The sequence below is a fragment of the Enterococcus sp. DIV1337a genome, from assembly GCF_051712285.1.
Classification (GTDB): domain Bacteria; phylum Bacillota; class Bacilli; order Lactobacillales; family Enterococcaceae; genus Enterococcus; species Enterococcus faecalis.
This window is the reverse complement of the sequence record NZ_JBIOOP010000001.1, coordinates 1,776,638-1,794,206: the sequence shown is the minus strand read 5'-3', so window position 1 is coordinate 1,794,206 and position 17,569 is coordinate 1,776,638. Positions and strand designations below refer to the sequence as shown.

General features: G+C 38.5%; 11 protein-coding genes. All 11 read left to right on the top strand.

Annotated elements, in window-relative coordinates; translation table 11 throughout:
- Nucleotides 1–558 (top strand): ribosome recycling factor, encoded by a 558-nt coding sequence (frr, locus tag IGL49_RS08485; protein WP_002356762.1) that lies wholly within the window; start codon nucleotides 1–3, stop codon nucleotides 556–558.
- Between the two features lie 369 nt (nucleotides 559–927).
- Nucleotides 928–1,698, top strand: a complete 771-nt coding sequence (sufC, locus tag IGL49_RS08480) for a Fe-S cluster assembly ATPase SufC (protein WP_002356763.1) — start codon at nucleotides 928–930, stop codon at nucleotides 1,696–1,698.
- A gap of 14 nt (nucleotides 1,699–1,712) precedes the next feature.
- Nucleotides 1,713–2,999 (top strand): Fe-S cluster assembly protein SufD, encoded by a 1,287-nt coding sequence (gene sufD, locus IGL49_RS08475; RefSeq protein WP_104854763.1) that lies wholly within the window; start codon nucleotides 1,713–1,715, stop codon nucleotides 2,997–2,999.
- On the top strand, nucleotides 2,996–4,231 hold the full coding sequence (locus IGL49_RS08470; protein WP_104854762.1) for a cysteine desulfurase: 1,236 nt from the start codon (nucleotides 2,996–2,998) through the stop codon (nucleotides 4,229–4,231). The genes sufD and IGL49_RS08470 overlap by 4 nt, the downstream gene beginning before the upstream one ends.
- Nucleotides 4,218–4,685 carry a Fe-S cluster assembly sulfur transfer protein SufU gene (gene sufU, locus IGL49_RS08465; RefSeq protein ID WP_002356768.1) on the top strand — a complete coding sequence of 156 codons (468 nt, stop codon included), beginning with the start codon at nucleotides 4,218–4,220 and terminating at the stop codon, nucleotides 4,683–4,685. Before IGL49_RS08470 ends, sufU begins: the two co-directional genes overlap by 14 nt.
- An 18-nt stretch (nucleotides 4,686–4,703) precedes the next feature.
- Nucleotides 4,704–6,098, top strand: coding sequence for a Fe-S cluster assembly protein SufB (gene sufB / locus IGL49_RS08460; protein ID WP_002356769.1), 1,395 nt, complete (start codon nucleotides 4,704–4,706; stop codon nucleotides 6,096–6,098).
- Nucleotides 6,099–6,562: 464 nt separating this feature from the next.
- Nucleotides 6,563–7,831, top strand: a complete 1,269-nt coding sequence (gene rseP / locus IGL49_RS08455; RefSeq protein ID WP_002362168.1) for an RIP metalloprotease RseP — start codon at nucleotides 6,563–6,565, stop codon at nucleotides 7,829–7,831.
- Nucleotides 7,832–7,902: 71 nt separating this feature from the next.
- On the top strand, nucleotides 7,903–9,621 hold the full coding sequence (locus tag IGL49_RS08450; protein ID WP_104854761.1) for a proline--tRNA ligase: 1,719 nt from the start codon (nucleotides 7,903–7,905) through the stop codon (nucleotides 9,619–9,621).
- A gap of 250 nt (nucleotides 9,622–9,871) precedes the next feature.
- Entirely contained in the window at nucleotides 9,872–14,227 is a 4,356-nt protein-coding gene (locus tag IGL49_RS08445) for a PolC-type DNA polymerase III (RefSeq protein WP_104854760.1), read from the top strand.
- A 211-nt stretch (nucleotides 14,228–14,438) separates the two neighbouring features.
- A complete protein-coding gene (locus tag IGL49_RS08440; RefSeq protein WP_002356790.1) occupies nucleotides 14,439–15,896 on the top strand; it encodes an amino acid permease in 1,458 nt (485 codons plus the stop codon).
- A 218-nt stretch (nucleotides 15,897–16,114) separates the two neighbouring features.
- Complete coding sequence (locus IGL49_RS08435; protein ID WP_104854759.1) at nucleotides 16,115–17,491, top strand: hypothetical protein; 1,377 nt, start codon at nucleotides 16,115–16,117, stop codon at nucleotides 17,489–17,491.
- Nucleotides 17,492–17,569: the final 78 nt, after the last annotated feature.

Here is a 17,569-nt window from a genome sequence, read left to right as displayed (position 1 = left end):
ATGTCTAAAGAAGTTTTAGCAACAGCCAAAGAAAAAATGACAAAAGCGGAAGAAAGCTTACGCCGTGAATTAGGTCAAATTCGTGCTGGTCGTGCGAACGCAAGTCTATTAGACCGTATTCAAGTAGAATATTATGGTGCACCAACACCAGTTAACCAATTAGCAAGTATCAATATCCCAGAAGCACGTGTATTAATGATTACACCGTTTGACAAAAATTCTATCGCTGACATTGAAAAAGCTATTCAAATGAGTGATATCGGCATTAGCCCAACCAATGATGGAAATGTCATCCGTTTAGTGATTCCACAATTAACGGAAGAACGTCGGAAAGAATTAGCCAAAGACGTGAAAAAAGAAGCGGAAAACTCAAAAGTTGCTGTCCGTAACGTTCGTCGTGATGCAATGGATGAGTTGAAAAAAGCTCAAAAAAATGGTGACATCACTGAAGATGAATTACGTTCATTTGAAAAAGATGTTCAAAAATTAACAGATGATAGCATCAAAAATATCGATGCGATTACTGCTGAAAAAGAACAAGAACTTTTAGAAGTATAAAGCCAATCGCTAATAAAAAATATTGAATCCAGAGAAGCCAATGCTCTGGATTTTTTTGTATAGATGAGGAAGGCGTATCTCAACGCTCTCTTTGCAAAAGTCATTCTAAAGTAATTATCCAAGAAAACGCTTTCTTGAATAAATTTTTTTATTCTACCAGAATTTTTTTCTTTGTGTAGGGACGATCACTTAAAAATGGAGGAAAACTTTGAAATATCAGCCTTTTAAAATTTTCCTTCACAAATTGAATCCTAAAATTTGATGATAAGAGTTGTTATTTTTAGCAATTGTAATTTGCGATTCATTCTCAATTAGGCTAAAATGAGTGAGAACGGAAAAACGATTAAAACAAGTTGGAGGGAATTGTACATGTCTGTGTTAGAAATCAAAAATTTACACGTATCAATTGAAGATAAAAAGATTCTAAAAGGGGTCGATTTAACGATTAATACTGGAGAAATCCATGCAATTATGGGACCTAATGGAACTGGTAAATCTACTTTATCAGCAGCAATTATGGGAAATCCTAATTACGAAGTCACAGAAGGAGAAATTCTATTTGACGGCGTCAACGTCTTAGATTTAGAGGTAGACGAACGCGCTCGCTTAGGCTTATTCTTAGCAATGCAATACCCAAGTGAAATTCCAGGAATTACCAATGCTGAATTCATGCGTGCAGCAATCAATGCAAAACGTGACGAAGACAACAAAATGTCAGTCATGCAGTTCTTAAAAAAATTAGATAGCAAAATGGAATTATTAAATATGCCTGAAGAAATGGCTGAGCGTTACTTAAACGAAGGCTTTTCTGGCGGCGAGAAAAAACGAAATGAAATTTTACAATTATTGATGTTAGAGCCAACGTTTGCCATTTTAGATGAAATTGATTCAGGCTTAGATATCGATGCGTTAAAAGTAGTTTCTAAAGGGGTTAATGAAATGCGCGGCGAGAACTTTGGTGCGTTAATTATTACCCACTATCAACGCTTATTGAACTATATCACGCCAGATGTTGTTCATATTATGATGGAAGGCCGCGTTGTGAAAACCGGTGGGGCTGATTTGGCAAAACGTTTAGAAACAGAAGGCTATGCTGGTATCAGCCAAGAATTAGGTATTGATTACAAAGAAGAAGCGTAAGGAGGACAAGATAAATGAAAAAAGTAAATCTAATGGATTATCTTGACGAAGTCACCGCTTTTTCACTAGAACATGAAGAACCAGCTTGGATGACTGAATTGCGAACAACGGCTTTAAGAAACGCTGACGAAAGTGAGTTACCACATATTGATCGTGTGAAATTTCATCGTTGGCCTTTATTAAATGTTCACATGGAAAGTTATGTGCCTTCTGAAGGAAATGTCGCAAGTTTTGATCAAATGAAAGACAATCCTTTAATTGTTCAACAAGGATCTTTTCATGCTTTTGAGCAATTGCCAGCCTCATTAGCGGAACAAGGGGTAATTTTTACAGACATTTTTACTGCTTTACAAGAGCACCCAGAATTAGTTAAAGAATACTATATGACTAAAGCCGTATTACCAGAAGAAGATAAGCTGACAGCAGCTCATGCAGCTTTCATGAATAGTGGTGTTTTCTTATACGTTCCTAAAAACGTAGTGATTGAAGAGCCCATTGAATCTTTGTTTATTCAGGATTCAGATAGCAACCAACCTTTCTTTAAACATGTTTTAATCGTTGCAGATAATCATAGTGAATTCAGTTATTTAGAACGTTTTCAATCTACTGGTCATCACGCAGAGAAAGCTTCTGGAAATATCGTTGTGGAAGTAATTGCCAAAGATGGCGCAAAAGTTAAATACTCAGCCGTGGATCAATTAGGGCAAACTGTAACGACTTATATGAATCGTCGTGGCTATATTATGCGGGATGCCTCTGTTGATTGGGCTCTAGGCGTCATGAATGATGGTGATGTTGTGGCTGATTTTGATTCTGATTTAGTTGGCGAAGGCGCTCATTCAGAAGTTAAAGTCGTTGCAATTAGTGCAGGTAAACAAACACAAGGCATCGACACACAAGTGACAAACAAAGCGCCACATTCGATTGGTCATATTTTACAACATGGAGTCATTCGTGAACGTGGTACTTTAACGTTTAACGGAATTGGCCACATTTTAAAAGGGGCAAAAGGAGCCGACGCACAGCAAGAAAGTCGTGTTTTAATGCTGTCTGATAAAGCTCGTGGTGATGCCAATCCAATTCTTTTAATTGATGAAAATGAAGTGACTGCTGGACACGCAGCCAGCGTTGGTCGAGTAGATCCAGAAGAAATGTATTATTTAATGAGCCGCGGCTTGCGTAAAGAAGAAGCAGAACGTTTGGTGATTCGTGGCTTCCTAGGTTCTGTCATTACAGCAATTCCAGTTAAAGAAGTACAAAATGAATTCGTAGAAGTAATCGAAGGGAAGTTAAACGCATGATGGATGCAGCAACCATTCGTCAATCGTTTCCTATTTTATTTCAAGAAGTTAATGATGAACCGCTAGTTTATTTAGACAATGCTGCAACAACCCAAAAACCAACGGCAGTGTTAGATGTTTTACGACATTATTATGAAATCGATAATGCCAATGTTCATCGTGGAGTGCACACGTTAGCCGAACGAGCAACGAAGGACTATGAAGCCTCCCGCGAAAAGGTTCGCCAATTTATCCATGCCAAAGAAACAGCGGAAGTTTTATTTACACGAGGAACAACAACCAGTTTGAATTGGATTGCCAAAAGTTATGGTGACTTGGCAGTTACAGCTGGGGATGAAATCGTCATATCTTACATGGAACATCATTCAAACATTATTCCCTGGCAACAATTAGCCCAACGCACAGGCGCCATTTTGAAGTATATAGACGTCACTGAAGATGGCTTTTTAGACATGGCGAGTGCACGTCAACAAATTACGGAAAAAACGAAAATTGTTTCGATCGCTCATGTTTCAAATGTTTTAGGGGTCATTAATCCGATCGAAGAATTAACACAATTAGCCCATCAAAATGGCGCTGTGATGGTGGTAGACGGCGCGCAAGCAGTTCCTCATATGCCTGTGGACGTTCAAGCCATCGATGCTGATTTTTATGCATTTAGTGGTCACAAAATGTGTGGACCAACTGGAATTGGTGTCCTATATGGTAAACGTCATTTATTGGAACAAATGGAACCTGTGGAATTTGGTGGCGAAATGATTGATTTTGTTCATCTTCAAGAAAGTACTTGGAAAGAGCTTCCTTGGAAATTTGAAGCTGGCACACCTAATATTGCCGGAGCAATTGCCTTAGGTGCCGCCATTGATTATTTAACAGAAATTGGTTTAGAGGCCATTCATCAACATGAAGCAGCCCTTGTTCACTATGTTTTGCCAAAGTTGCAAGCTATCGAGGGTTTGACGATTTATGGTCCACAGGATTCAAAAGACCACACTGGTGTGATTGCTTTTAATATTGAAGGTTTACATCCACATGATGTGGCTACGGCGTTAGATATGGAAGGGGTCGCTGTCAGAGCGGGTCACCATTGCGCGCAACCGTTATTAAACTATTTGAGCGTGCCAGCAACCGCACGGGCAAGTTTTTATTTATACAATACCAAAGAAGACGCAGATCGCTTAGTTGAAGCGATTAAAGCGACAAAGGAGTTTTTCCAGCATGGCACTTTCTAAATTAGATAACTTATATCGCCAAGTCATTTTGGACCATTCTAGCCACCCACATCACCACGGAACGCTAGATGCGTCTAGCCAAACAATTGAATTGAATAATCCTACTTGTGGAGATGTGATTGAACTGGATGTGGCCATTGAAGACGGTGTGATTAAAGATATCGCCTTTCAAGGAAGTGGCTGTTCCATCAGTACCGCAAGTGCTAGTATGATGACTGATGCGGTCTTAGGAAAAACAATCGCCGAAGCAACGGCCTTAGCAGAGGATTTCTCTCAACTTGTTCAAGGAAATGAAGTGGCCGAAGATGAAAAATTAGGCGATGCAGCAATGTTAAGCGGCGTAGCTAAATTTCCAGCTCGGATTAAATGTGCAACCCTGGCTTGGAAAGCCTTAGAGCAGGCTGTTGCTAATAACGGCCAAGGCGAAGCCGGTCATTTACATTGTGAAAAATAAAGAAAGGGTGACGACGAATTGAGTACAGTACCTGAATTAGAAGAATATAAATTTGGCTTTCACGACGATGTGGAACCAGTCTTTAGTACCGGAGACGGCCTAACCGAAGACGTCGTTCGCGAAATTTCTCGCGTGAAAGGCGAACCAGAATGGATGCTTGACTTCCGTTTAAAATCGTTAGAACAATTCAATAAAATGCCCATGCAAGAATGGGGTCCAGACCTGTCAGATATTGACTTTAGTAAAATTAAATATTACCAAAAACCGAGTGACAAACCCGCACGCGATTGGGATGATGTACCTGATAAAATCAAAGAAACTTTTGAAAAAATTGGGATTCCCGAAGCTGAGCGTGCTTATCTAGCTGGGGCTTCTGCTCAATATGAATCAGAAGTTGTTTACCACAACATGAAAGAAGAATTTGAAAAATTAGGCATCATTTTTACAGATACTGACTCTGCTTTAAAAGAATATCCTGACCTATTCAAAGAGTATTTTTCAAAACTTGTGCCACCAACAGATAATAAACTGGCCGCTTTAAACTCAGCTGTTTGGTCAGGTGGAACCTTTATTTATGTACCAAAAGGTGTTCGAGTTGATGTACCATTACAAACATATTTCCGAATCAACGCGGAAAATACCGGCCAATTTGAACGGACCTTGATTATTGTCGATGAAGGGGCCAGCGTTCACTATGTTGAAGGCTGTACGGCACCCACGTATTCAAGTAACAGCTTGCATGCGGCCATCGTAGAAATTTTCACTAGAAAAGATGCTTATTGTCGTTATACGACCATTCAAAACTGGTCAGATAACGTCTACAACCTAGTAACCAAACGTGCTAAAGCTTACGAAGGTGCCACTGTCGAATGGATTGATGGTAACCTAGGAGCTAAAACAACTATGAAATACCCAAGCGTTTACTTAGATGGCAAAGGCGCCCGTGGCACGATGTTATCGATTGCCTTTGCTGGCGCTAACCAAATCCAAGATACTGGGGCCAAAATGATTCACAATGCGCCGAATACCTCTAGCTCAATTGTTTCAAAATCAATTGCTAAAGACGGCGGCGAAGTTAACTACCGTGGCCAAGTGACTTTTGGCAAAGACAGCGCAGGCTCGATTTCCCACATCGAATGCGACACGATTATCATGGACGAAAAATCAAAATCAGATACGATTCCGTTTAACGAAATCCATAACAGCCAAGTGTCCTTAGAACACGAAGCCAAAGTTTCAAAAATTTCTGAAGAACAATTATATTATCTAATGAGTCGCGGCTTATCTGAAGCCGAAGCGACAGAAATGATTGTTATGGGCTTTGTTGAACCATTTACGAAAGAATTACCGATGGAATATGCGGTTGAGTTGAATCGCTTGATTAGTTATGAGATGGAAGGCAGTGTGGGGTAAAAACTCAAACCAACAACATACTTCAAGAAACCAGCGTCTAACGCTGGTTTCTTTCTTTAACAACTACCGTTCTGCCTTGCAGAAAACAAATAAGAAATTCCCTTATCTACTCAAAGATATTTCTATTAGAACCAATCAACTATAGCTTATATTTTTTTCTATAACGAGCTAAACAAACCACATTCTTATTGAATTTTTAAAGCAACGTTCTCAAATTAACGGATTTTCTAAAAAAACACAAAATATCCAGACGAACTGGTCAAGTCCAATGGTTATTTATGAGTGAATATGCTAAAATAAAACTTGTCTTACATAAGGAAAGATTTGTTCACTAACAGTGGCAACTGTTCTCAGTAAACAGTTGCACTGGTTTATCGGGAAGGGAACAGAGCAAGTTTTACGAGACTTTCCCATGTAATAATAAAAAGCACTGAACGTCAGTGAATGAAGGAAGAAGGACATCTATGAAAACAATTATCACATTCATTATTGTCTTCGGTATTCTTGTCCTCGTACATGAATTTGGCCACTTTTATTTTGCAAAACGAGCGGGTATTTTAGTTCGTGAGTTTGCAATCGGAATGGGACCAAAGATTTTTGCGCATCGTGGAAAAGATGGCACCACTTATACGATTCGCTTATTGCCGATTGGTGGCTATGTGCGAATGGCTGGGATGGGCGAAGACATGACAGAAATCACACCAGGTATGCCTCTATCTGTTGAGTTAAATGCCGTGGGTAATGTGGTTAAAATTAATACAAGTAAAAAAGTACAATTACCTCATAGTATTCCGATGGAAGTCGTTGATTTTGATCTTGAAAAAGAATTATTCATCAAGGGCTATGTCAATGGAAACGAGGAAGAAGAAACCGTTTATAAAGTTGACCATGATGCAACGATTATTGAAAGTGATGGAACCGAGGTGCGGATTGCGCCACTAGACGTTCAATTTCAATCAGCAAAATTATCGCAACGCATTTTGACGAACTTTGCGGGACCCATGAATAACTTTATCTTAGGGTTTATTCTGTTTACGTTAGCGGTCTTTCTACAAGGAGGCGTTACTGATTTAAACACGAATCAAATTGGACAAGTGATTCCTAATGGCCCGGCGGCAGAAGCTGGGTTGAAAGAAAATGATAAAGTCTTATCGATTAATAATCAAAAAATCAAAAAATACGAAGATTTTACAACCATTGTGCAGAAGAACCCCGAAAAGCCGTTAACGTTCGTAGTTGAGCGTAACGGCAAAGAAGAGCAACTAACAGTGACACCAGAAAAACAAAAAGTGGAAAAACAAACGATTGGTAAAGTTGGTGTTTATCCTTATATGAAAACCGATTTACCGTCAAAATTGATGGGTGGTATTCAGGATACTTTAAATAGTACGACACAGATTTTTAAAGCACTCGGCTCACTATTCACAGGCTTTAGTTTAAACAAACTAGGTGGGCCAGTCATGATGTTTAAGTTATCGGAAGAAGCATCCAATGCTGGAGTAAGTACAGTTGTATTCTTAATGGCCATGTTGTCAATGAACTTAGGGATTATTAATTTGTTGCCGATTCCAGCTTTAGATGGTGGGAAAATTGTCTTAAACATTATTGAAGGTGTACGTGGAAAACCAATTAGTCCTGAAAAAGAAGGCATCATTACGTTAATTGGCTTTGGGTTTGTCATGGTGTTAATGGTGTTAGTTACTTGGAACGATATTCAACGCTTTTTCTTTTAAGGAGAAAGCTTAAGTAAAAAAGTGTGTAAAGAAATCAAAAATAATTGATTTTAAAATAGAGGAGAGTTTTAATGAAACAGTCAAAAATGTTAATTCCAACGTTAAGAGAAGTACCAAATGATGCAGAAGTCTTAAGTCATCAAATTCTTTTGCGCGCAGGTTATATTCGTCAAGTCGCTGCAGGGATCTATTCTTATTTACCTTTAGCCAATCGTGTTTTAGAAAAATTAAAAACGATTATGCGAGAAGAATTTGAGAAAATTGATGCAGTTGAAATGTTAATGCCTGCGTTGTTACCCGCAGAACTTTGGAAAGAATCAGGCCGTTATGAAACTTATGGCCCTAACTTGTATCGCTTAAAAGATCGCAATGATCGTGACTATATCTTAGGCCCAACGCATGAAGAAACCTTTACAGAATTAATTCGTGATGAAATCAATTCTTACAAACGATTACCTTTGAATTTATACCAAATTCAAACAAAATATCGTGATGAAAAACGCCCACGTTCTGGCTTATTAAGAGGCCGTGAATTTATCATGAAAGATGGCTATTCTTTCCATGCCGATGAAGCTAGTTTAGATCAATCATACCGTGATTACGAAAAAGCTTACTCACGCATTTTTGAACGCTGTGGACTAGAATTCCGTGCCATTATTGGGGACGGTGGTGCCATGGGTGGTAAAGATTCTAAAGAATTTATGGCGATTTCTGAAATTGGGGAAGACACTATTTGCTATTCAACAGAAAGTGATTATGCTGCCAATTTAGAAATGGCAACAAGTCTTTATACGCCGAAAAAATCACATGAAACACAATTAGATTTAGAAAAAATTGCAACACCAGAAGTGGGTACAATTGCCGAAGTGGCAAACTTCTTTGAAGTTGAGCCACAACGTATTATTAAATCAGTACTATTTATTGCCGATGAAGAGCCAGTAATGGTCTTGGTTCGTGGCGATCATGATGTCAATGATGTCAAATTGAAAAACTTCTTAGGCGCTGATTTCCTAGATGAAGCAACAGAAGAAGATGCTCGCCGTGTCTTAGGAGCTGGCTTTGGTTCAATTGGTCCAGTCAATGTTTCCGAAGATGTTAAAATTTATGCAGATTTAGCCGTTCAAGATTTAGCCAACGCCATTGTTGGGGCTAACGAAGATGGCTATCATTTGACAAATGTAAATCCAGATCGTGACTTCCAACCAATTAGTTACGAAGATTTACGCTTTGTTCAAGAAGGCGATCCTTCTCCTGATGGTAATGGTGTCTTAGCCTTTACTAAAGGAATCGAAATTGGTCATATCTTTAAATTAGGAACGCGTTACAGTGATGCTATGGGCGCAACAGTTTTAGATGAAAACGGTCGTGAAAAATCAGTGATTATGGGTTGCTATGGTATCGGTGTTAGTCGTTTACTTTCAGCAATCGTTGAACAAAACGCAGACGAGCGCGGTATTAATTGGCCAACAGGAATTGCGCCATTTGATTTACACGTGGTCCAAATGAATGTGAAAGATGAGTATCAAACTAAACTATCACAAGAAGTTGAAGCAATGATGACCAAAGCGGGCTACGAAGTATTAGTTGATGACCGCAATGAGCGCGCAGGTGTAAAATTTGCTGATGCTGATTTAATTGGTTGTCCAATCCGTATCACAGTCGGTAAAAAAGCAGTCGATGGTGTGGTAGAAGTCAAAATCAAACGTACTGGTGAAATGTTAGAAGTACGCAAAGAAGAATTAGAAAGCACACTTTCTATTTTGATGAACACAACATCAGAAGCGGAATAATAATGAAAAGGGCGGACAGAATGATTAGGATAAACTGTTTCCGCCACTTATCAGCGTTTAAGCTTGAAGCAAAAATCTAAAGTGATTTTTGTTTCAAGCTCTTCTTAGCTCTTTTTAGAAAAGAAACAAGATTGTTTTTTTACAAAAAACGAGTATACTTAATAGAGAAGCGAATGCAGAGAAACCGAAAAAAGGCACTTGACAGATTTGTCTGAGGGCCTTTTTTCAATGATAGAAGGAGGTTCATTTTGTGACAGAAAAAGCACGCGATTTATTTGATAAACTGATGACGCAAATTCAGTTAGATGACACAGCGAAAGAACATCCCTTAATTCAAAATGGCCGGATTGACAAGGTCATTGTTCACCAACAAAGTCGCTTATGGGAATTTCATTTAAGTTTTGATGAATTGATGCCAGTGATGCTATATCAAACATTTATGCAGCAATTGGAACTAGCTTTTCAACAAATTGCGCAGGTTTCCGTTCAAATAACTACAAATCAGACAACATTTACAGAGGAACAATTAACGGATTATTGGCAGTTGGCCTTGTTAAATAGTCAATGCAATACGCCGTTAGTTCAGAAAGTCTTAAAAACACAGACACCACAATTTGAAGATCGGAAAATTATCTTACCTGTTGATAATGAAGCAGTTATTCCTTATTTGAAGCAACAATATTTACCAATTATTGAGGAACTTTATTTCTCTTACGGGTTTCCTAAATTTCATATTGAACCAAAAATGGATCAACAGCAAGCTGCAGAAGTGCTGAAAAAGTTTGAAGAGCAAAAAATAGAACAAGCCGCAGTCTTTCAACAACAAGCTGCGGAATCGCTTGTTAAACATGAACAAATGAAAAAAGAAAAACAACAGCAAGCGCCTACGTTTGATGGTCCAATTCGTTTAGGGCGGAATATTCCCAATGATGAACCCATTATGCCAATGGGGAACATTCTGGAAGAAGAACGTCGGATAACGATTGAAGGCTTTATTTTTGATAAAGAAGTGCGTGAATTGCGTTCTAAACGAAAAATTTTAATTTTGAAAATTACCGATTATACATCTTCTTTCGTGGTGAAGAAATTTTCGAATGGGGAAAAAGATGAACAAGTTTTTGATGCGATTCAACCGCAAAGTTGGATTCGTGTCCGAGGTAGCGTGCAAGAAGATACCTTCATGCGTGATTTAGTCATGAATGCTCAAGATTTGATGGAAGTCGCCCATGCGCCAAGAAAAGACTATGCGCCAGAAGGTGAAAAACGTGTAGAATTACACATGCATAGTAATATGAGTACGATGGATGCGACCAATAAAGTCGGTGACTTGGTGGCGCAAGCGGGGAAATGGGGTCATAAGGCCATCGCAATTACGGACCATGGCGGGGCCCAAGCGTTTCCTGATGCCCATGCTGCAGGTAAAAAAGCAGGCGTTAAAATTTTATACGGCGTGGAAGCCAATATTGTTGATGATGGTGTACCCATTGCTTACAACGAAGAACATATTGAATTAACAGATGCTACCTATGTGGTCTTTGACGTGGAAACAACGGGGCTTTCCGCTGTTTATGATACAATTATTGAATTGGCCGCTGTCAAAATGCACAAAGGAAATGTCATTGAGACATTTGAGCAATTTATTGATCCAGGCCATCCATTATCTCAAACGACGATCAATTTAACTGGGATTACAGATGAAATGGTGCGCGGTTCAAAATCCGAAGAAGAAGTTTTACGCATGTTTAAAGAGTTTTCAGAAGGAACTATTTTAGTGGCCCACAACGCTTCTTTTGATATGGGGTTCTTAAATACAAGTTATGGCAAACATGGAATACCTGAAGCGGCTAATCCCGTCATCGATACATTAGAATTATCCAGATTCTTGTATCCTCATTTCAAAAGTCATCGTCTAAATACCTTATCGAAAAAATTTGGCGTCAACTTAGAGCAACATCACCGCGCCATCTATGACTCGGAATCAACAGGTCATTTGTGCTGGATTTTCTTAAAAGAAGCGAAAGAAAATCATGATATGCATTTCCATGATGATTTGAATCGTCATATTGGCGAAGGAGACTCATACAAACGAGCTCGACCTTTCCATGCAACAATTTTAGCAACAACTCAAGCAGGATTAAAAAATCTTTTTAAATTGATTTCTATGTCCAATGTCGATTATTTCTTCCGGGTACCGCGGATTCCTCGTTCGCAATTATCGAAGCTAAGAGAAGGGCTTTTAATCGGTTCTGCATGTTCGAACGGCGAAATTTTTGAAGCAATGATGCAAAAAGGTGTCGAAGAAGCAAAAAATCGTGCCAAATTCTACGATTATATTGAAGTTATGCCCAAACCAGTTTATGCGCCGTTAATTGAACAAGAATTGGTGAAAAATGAAGCAGATTTGGAAGAAATTATTAGTAATCTAGTGAAAATCGGTGACGAACTTGGCAAACTGGTTGTTGCCACTGGCAATGTTCATTATTTAAATGAAGAAGATGCCATCTATCGGAAAATTTTAGTCGGGTCCATGGGTGGCGCTAATCCGTTAAATCGCCATAGTTTACCAAAGGTTCATTTCAGAACCACCGATGAAATGTTAACGGAATTTCAATTTCTAGGACAAGACGTCGCTAAGCGAATTGTAGTAGAAAATCCCAACAAAGTCGCTGATTTATGTGAAGAAGTTATTCCAGTAAAAGACGATTTGTATACGCCAAAAATTCCTGGGTCTGAACAAGAGATCACTGATTTAAGCTACAATCGTGCGCGCGAATTGTATGGCGATCCTTTACCAGAAATTGTTGAAAAACGGTTAGAAAAGGAACTGAATTCGATTAACGGAAATGGTTTCTCGGTCATTTATTTAATTTCTCAAAAACTGGTGCATAAAAGTAATGAAGACGGCTATTTAGTTGGCTCACGGGGCTCTGTCGGTTCGAGTTTTGTTGCGACAATGACAGGGATTACTGAAGTAAATCCTTTAGCGCCACATTATTATTGTCCTGAGTGTCAATATTCTGAGTTCTATGAAGATGGTTCCTATGGTTCAGGTTTTGATATGCCTGAAAAAGCTTGTCCAAAATGTGGCGCTCGATTGTTTAAAGATGGTCACGACATTCCTTTTGAAACGTTCTTAGGGTTCCATGGCGACAAAGTTCCCGATATCGATTTGAACTTTTCTGGCGATTATCAAGCCGAAGCCCATAACTACACGAAAGTTCTTTTTGGTGAAGAATATGTCTACCGGGCAGGAACCATTGGTACAGTGGCCGACAAAACAGCGTATGGCTTTGTTAAAGGGTATGAAAGAGATCATAATTTACATTTGCGCGGCGCTGAAATTGATCGTTTAGCCAAAGGCTCAACAGGGGTTAAACGGACGACTGGGCAGCATCCCGGCGGTATTATTGTTATTCCTGATTACATGGATGTTTATGATTTTACGCCAATCCAATACCCTGCAGATGATCAAGAGGCAGAATGGAAAACCACACACTTTGATTTCCATTCCATTCACGATAATATTTTAAAACTTGATATTCTGGGACATGATGATCCGACCGTGATTCGGATGTTACAAGATTTATCTGGAATTGAACCTAAAACCATCCCAACGGACGATCCAGAAGTGATGCGTATTTTTGAAGGCCCAGAAGTTTTAGGTGTGAATGCTGACCAAATTTATTCTAAAACAGGAACATTAGGAATTCCTGAATTTGGGACACGTTTCGTTCGAGGGATGTTAGAACAGACCCATCCATCAACTTTTGCAGAATTACTTCAAATTTCTGGACTGTCTCACGGAACCGATGTGTGGCTAGGGAATGCAGAAGAATTGATTCGCCGTGGCGAAGCCAATCTTGCTGAAGTAATTGGTTGTCGGGATGATATCATGGTTTATTTAATTCATGCTGGCTTGGATAGTGGGATGGCCTTTAAGATTATGGAAACGGTACGTAAAGGACAGTGGAATAAGATTCCTGATGAACTACGGGACACGTATTTAAATGCGATGAAGGAAAACAACGTCCCAGACTGGTATATTGATTCTTGTTCTAAAATTAAATATATGTTCCCGAAAGCCCATGCGGCAGCATACGTATTAATGGCGTTGCGGGTCGCTTACTTTAAAGTTTATTTCCCAATCTTATATTACTGTGCGTTTTTCTCCGTTCGGGCGGATGACTTTGACTTAGTGGCAATGTCACAAGGCAAAGAAGCTGTGAAAGCACGAATGAAAGAAATTACGGACAAAGGGATGGATGCCTCCACCAAAGAGAAAAACTTATTAACGGTTTTAGAATTATGTAATGAGATGTTGGAACGTGGCTATAAATTTGGCATGATTGATTTGTACAAATCGGATGCTGAAAATTTTGTGATTGATGGAGATACCTTGATTGCACCTTTCCGAGCAGTGCCAAGTTTAGGACTCAACGTAGCGAAAGCCATTGTCGCTGCCCGTGAAGAGCAACCGTTCTTGTCGAAAGAAGATTTGGCAACACGAGGTAAAGTTTCTAAAACGTTAATTGAATACATGAATGAAAATGGTGTCTTAAAAGACTTGCCAGATGAAAACCAATTATCACTATTTGATATGTTATAAAAGAAAAATCTCTTAGAAAAGGGGCGGTGAAGCGACTTATTCACCGCCTCTTTTTTAGCAATCAAATAAATTAGAAAACCATTGCTAGAAGCGTTTTAATTACTTATTAAAAAGCCATCTTTATTTAATTATGTTAAGCTTGTGCATAAAAAGTAAAATGCTTATGATAAATGAAGAGCTTTATTTTTTTATTAAGAAAGGAATTGGTTATATGGACAAAAAGCAATTACGATGGTTTACCGTCGGGTTAATTGCCTTTAACATGGTCTGGGGTCTTGGAAATGTTGTGAATAATTATGCACAACAAGGGATTTCAGTGGTCACTTCATGGCTTTTGATTTTAGTTTTATATTTTATTCCCTATGCGTTAATCGTAGGACAGTTAGGTTCAACATTTAAAGACAGTAATGGTGGGGTTAGTTCGTGGGTGCAAAATACCAGTACCAAACGTCTAGCCTATTATGCAGCATGGACTTATTGGGTAGTGCACATTCCTTACTTGGCACAAAAACCACAAGCGATTTTAATTGCTTTAGGTTGGGCAGTTCAAGGGAATGGAAACTTAGTCAATACGATGCCAATTGTAACGGTATCATTTATTTCATTAATAATTTTCTTGGTTTTCTTGTTATTATCAACAAAAGGGTTAACCACCTTAAAAGTTATTGGTGGTTTAGCTGGAACCGCCATGTTTGTGATGTCTATTTTATTTATTTTATTAGCGGTAGGCGCACCATTTATTAATTCAACGGTTGAATTTGCGACACCGAACATGTCACAAGTCAGCACCTACATTCCTAAATTTGACTTTAGTTATTTTACAACCGTATCGATGTTAGTTTTTGCGGTAGGTGGCGCTGAAAAAATTTCTCCTTACGTAAATGCGACTAAAAATCCAGCCAAAGAGTTCCCTAAAGGAATGATTTTCTTAGCAGCAATGGTTGGTTTATCGGCTGTTTTAGGTTCATTTGCTATGGGAATGTTATTCTCAAGTGACAATATTCCTAAAGATTTAATGGCAAATGGTGCCTACAGTGCCTTCCAAAAATTAGGCGCGTATTATGGTGTCGGTAATCTCTTAATGATTGTTTATGCTTTAACGAATACAGTGGGCCAAGTGGCTGCGTTAGCCTTTTCAATTGATGCTCCACTGAAAATTCTTTTAGCTGAAGCAGATCCAGAATTTGTTCCAAGTTGGTTACGTAAACGTACGAAAAAAGGTACGTTAATTAATGGTTACCTATTAACAGGTATTTTAGTAAGTATTATTATCGCTTTACCAATGTTTGGGTTGAAGGACATGAACGAAGTGGTTAAATGGCTAACCAACTTAAATTCTGTGGTTATGCCAATGCGTTACTTATGGGTCTTCTTTGCCTATATGCTTCTAAACAAAGCCTACAAACAATTTAATTCAGAATATAAATTTGTTAAAAATCCTAAAATTGGTTTTGTGTTTGGTCTTTGGTGTTTCTTATTTACAGCCTTTGCTTGTATTCTAGGAATGGTGCCTAAATTTGAGTATGCCTCAGATCCTCAAGGCTGGTTGTTCCAATTAGCATCTAATATTGTGACACCAATCGTCTTAATTCTATTAGGAATGATTTTACCAGCAATTGCACGTCGCGAGAAAAAAGACACGATTTTGCCAATTGATTCAGCAGAATAATTGGTTGCATGTGCCAAGGATAAAATAGTCAGTTTAAGTATTTTACGTGAGATAAATGGTCAATAGGACTGTTTATCTCACGTTTTTCTCTGTCGAGTTTTCTCTAAAATTTCTGTTGACTCTTAAAAACATGAGAAAACCAGAAGAATTTCTCCTGTATACTAAAGGTATCTATCATTAAAAAATGGTTATTAACGGAGAAAAAGGAAGTGAACCTCATGACTAAAACACTTGAAACACAACCAGAAGAGAAAACAGTCTTTCTTTGTAAAGAAACGAATCCAGATTTTTTAGGACGAGAAATTTATGCGGATAATGTCGAAACACCGTATAATTTTTACTTAATTCGCAAGCTTTATTTAGCGAAAGAGTACCAAAATTTAGCAGAAGGGGAACAATTTTTTGAGGCTTTATGTGAAAGCTGGGATGAATCAGAACAGTTCGAAGAGTTAATTGTTAAAAAGATTTATGTCTATGTTGAAACGGAGTTAATGTACTACACTGTTTATTTTGGAAGCTTTGAGCCGACCACTCGTGACTTACGATTCGCGCTGAAACAATGGATGCGCGAAATACCGACAACTAAAAATAAAAAAACAGTCCGTACGAATGAAGCTAATGTGCAAGTAGTGCCACAAGAAAATCAATTAACGGAATTAGCTGGTGAAATTGCTGTCTTACGGGAAATGTTGACACTTTTAAGAGAGAATTTGGCCTCCTTAAATAATGCCGTTAATCAAACGAGAAATCCCGTCATTTCTAGACAAATAAAAACGATCCATTTGAAAAGAGCTTCTCCTGTGATAGCCGCAGAACAGGCATCGCTGAAAATATCAGAGGATACTAATCTGGAACAACCAGACGTCAATCTCTCGCCTGATAATCTGGAAAAGCAAGAAGTTGAAACAACTGTAGCACCAAGTGAAGCAGTGCTTCCTGTTAACAAACCAGCGCTTGAAGAATCAGCGAAAGAACCAGTGTTATCTGAACCAGCGCCATTTGAAGAAGCGCTGCCAGAAGAACCTCAAGAAAACCAGGAGAACGCCGCGGCAAAACATTTATTTACTTTTGCACAAGAAACTGAAAAAATCTCACTGAATTCAGCGAATGATTCTGCCAAAAAAGAAGAGGATCAGAAGCCAGAGAAAGAAGCTGCCCCTATGGAAAATGAAGAAGAAAGTTCAGCAAGTCGACCAATTCCTGCAGACTTTCAACGACAATTGGACGAATTAGAAGAGGAAATTTATCGCCGCTTTATGAGTCGCCAGTTAGAGGATACTGATGGAAATCAAGCAGTACCGAAAATAACGATTGAAAAAAGACAGCTAGAAGAACAAATGATTGAAGCAAAAGCATTCTCACAATCGTTTAAACAAGTTCAAAAGAAAAAAGCAGGAGACATGCGAATTTGCAATCAGTTAAGTTGTATGAAATTAGAAAAAGGATTAGATAAATTTTTAGACGAAGTTACAGAATATGTTGAAAAGCGGACACTGTTTAATAAAAAGGTTCGTTGTCCACTCCCAGTAATCAGAGAATTGGAAGGCTATGGGCAATTAAACCAGTATATGCAGAAAATCCTTGACTGTTATTAATCGTTTATTTAGAAAAAGGTAAGACAAAAACATTCTGTTTAGCAGCTTTTAAGCCTGAGACAAAAATCACTTTGGATT

Bases quoted from the DNA above. Each gene is read 5' to 3' on its own strand.
- frr (WP_002356762.1), top strand. From the start codon at position 1: ATGTCTAAAGAAGTTTTAGCAACAGCCAAAGAAAAAATGACAAAAGCG.
- sufC (WP_002356763.1), top strand. From the start codon at position 928: ATGTCTGTGTTAGAAATCAAAAATTTACACGTATCAATTGAAGATAAA.
- sufD (WP_104854763.1), top strand. From the start codon at position 1,713: ATGAAAAAAGTAAATCTAATGGATTATCTTGACGAAGTCACCGCTTTT.
- IGL49_RS08470 (WP_104854762.1), top strand. From the start codon at position 2,996: ATGATGGATGCAGCAACCATTCGTCAATCGTTTCCTATTTTATTTCAA.
- sufU (WP_002356768.1), top strand. From the start codon at position 4,218: ATGGCACTTTCTAAATTAGATAACTTATATCGCCAAGTCATTTTGGAC.
- rseP (WP_002362168.1), top strand. From the start codon at position 6,563: ATGAAAACAATTATCACATTCATTATTGTCTTCGGTATTCTTGTCCTC.
- IGL49_RS08450 (WP_104854761.1), top strand. From the start codon at position 7,903: ATGAAACAGTCAAAAATGTTAATTCCAACGTTAAGAGAAGTACCAAAT.
- IGL49_RS08440 (WP_002356790.1), top strand. From the start codon at position 14,439: ATGGACAAAAAGCAATTACGATGGTTTACCGTCGGGTTAATTGCCTTT.
- IGL49_RS08435 (WP_104854759.1), top strand. From the start codon at position 16,115: ATGACTAAAACACTTGAAACACAACCAGAAGAGAAAACAGTCTTTCTT.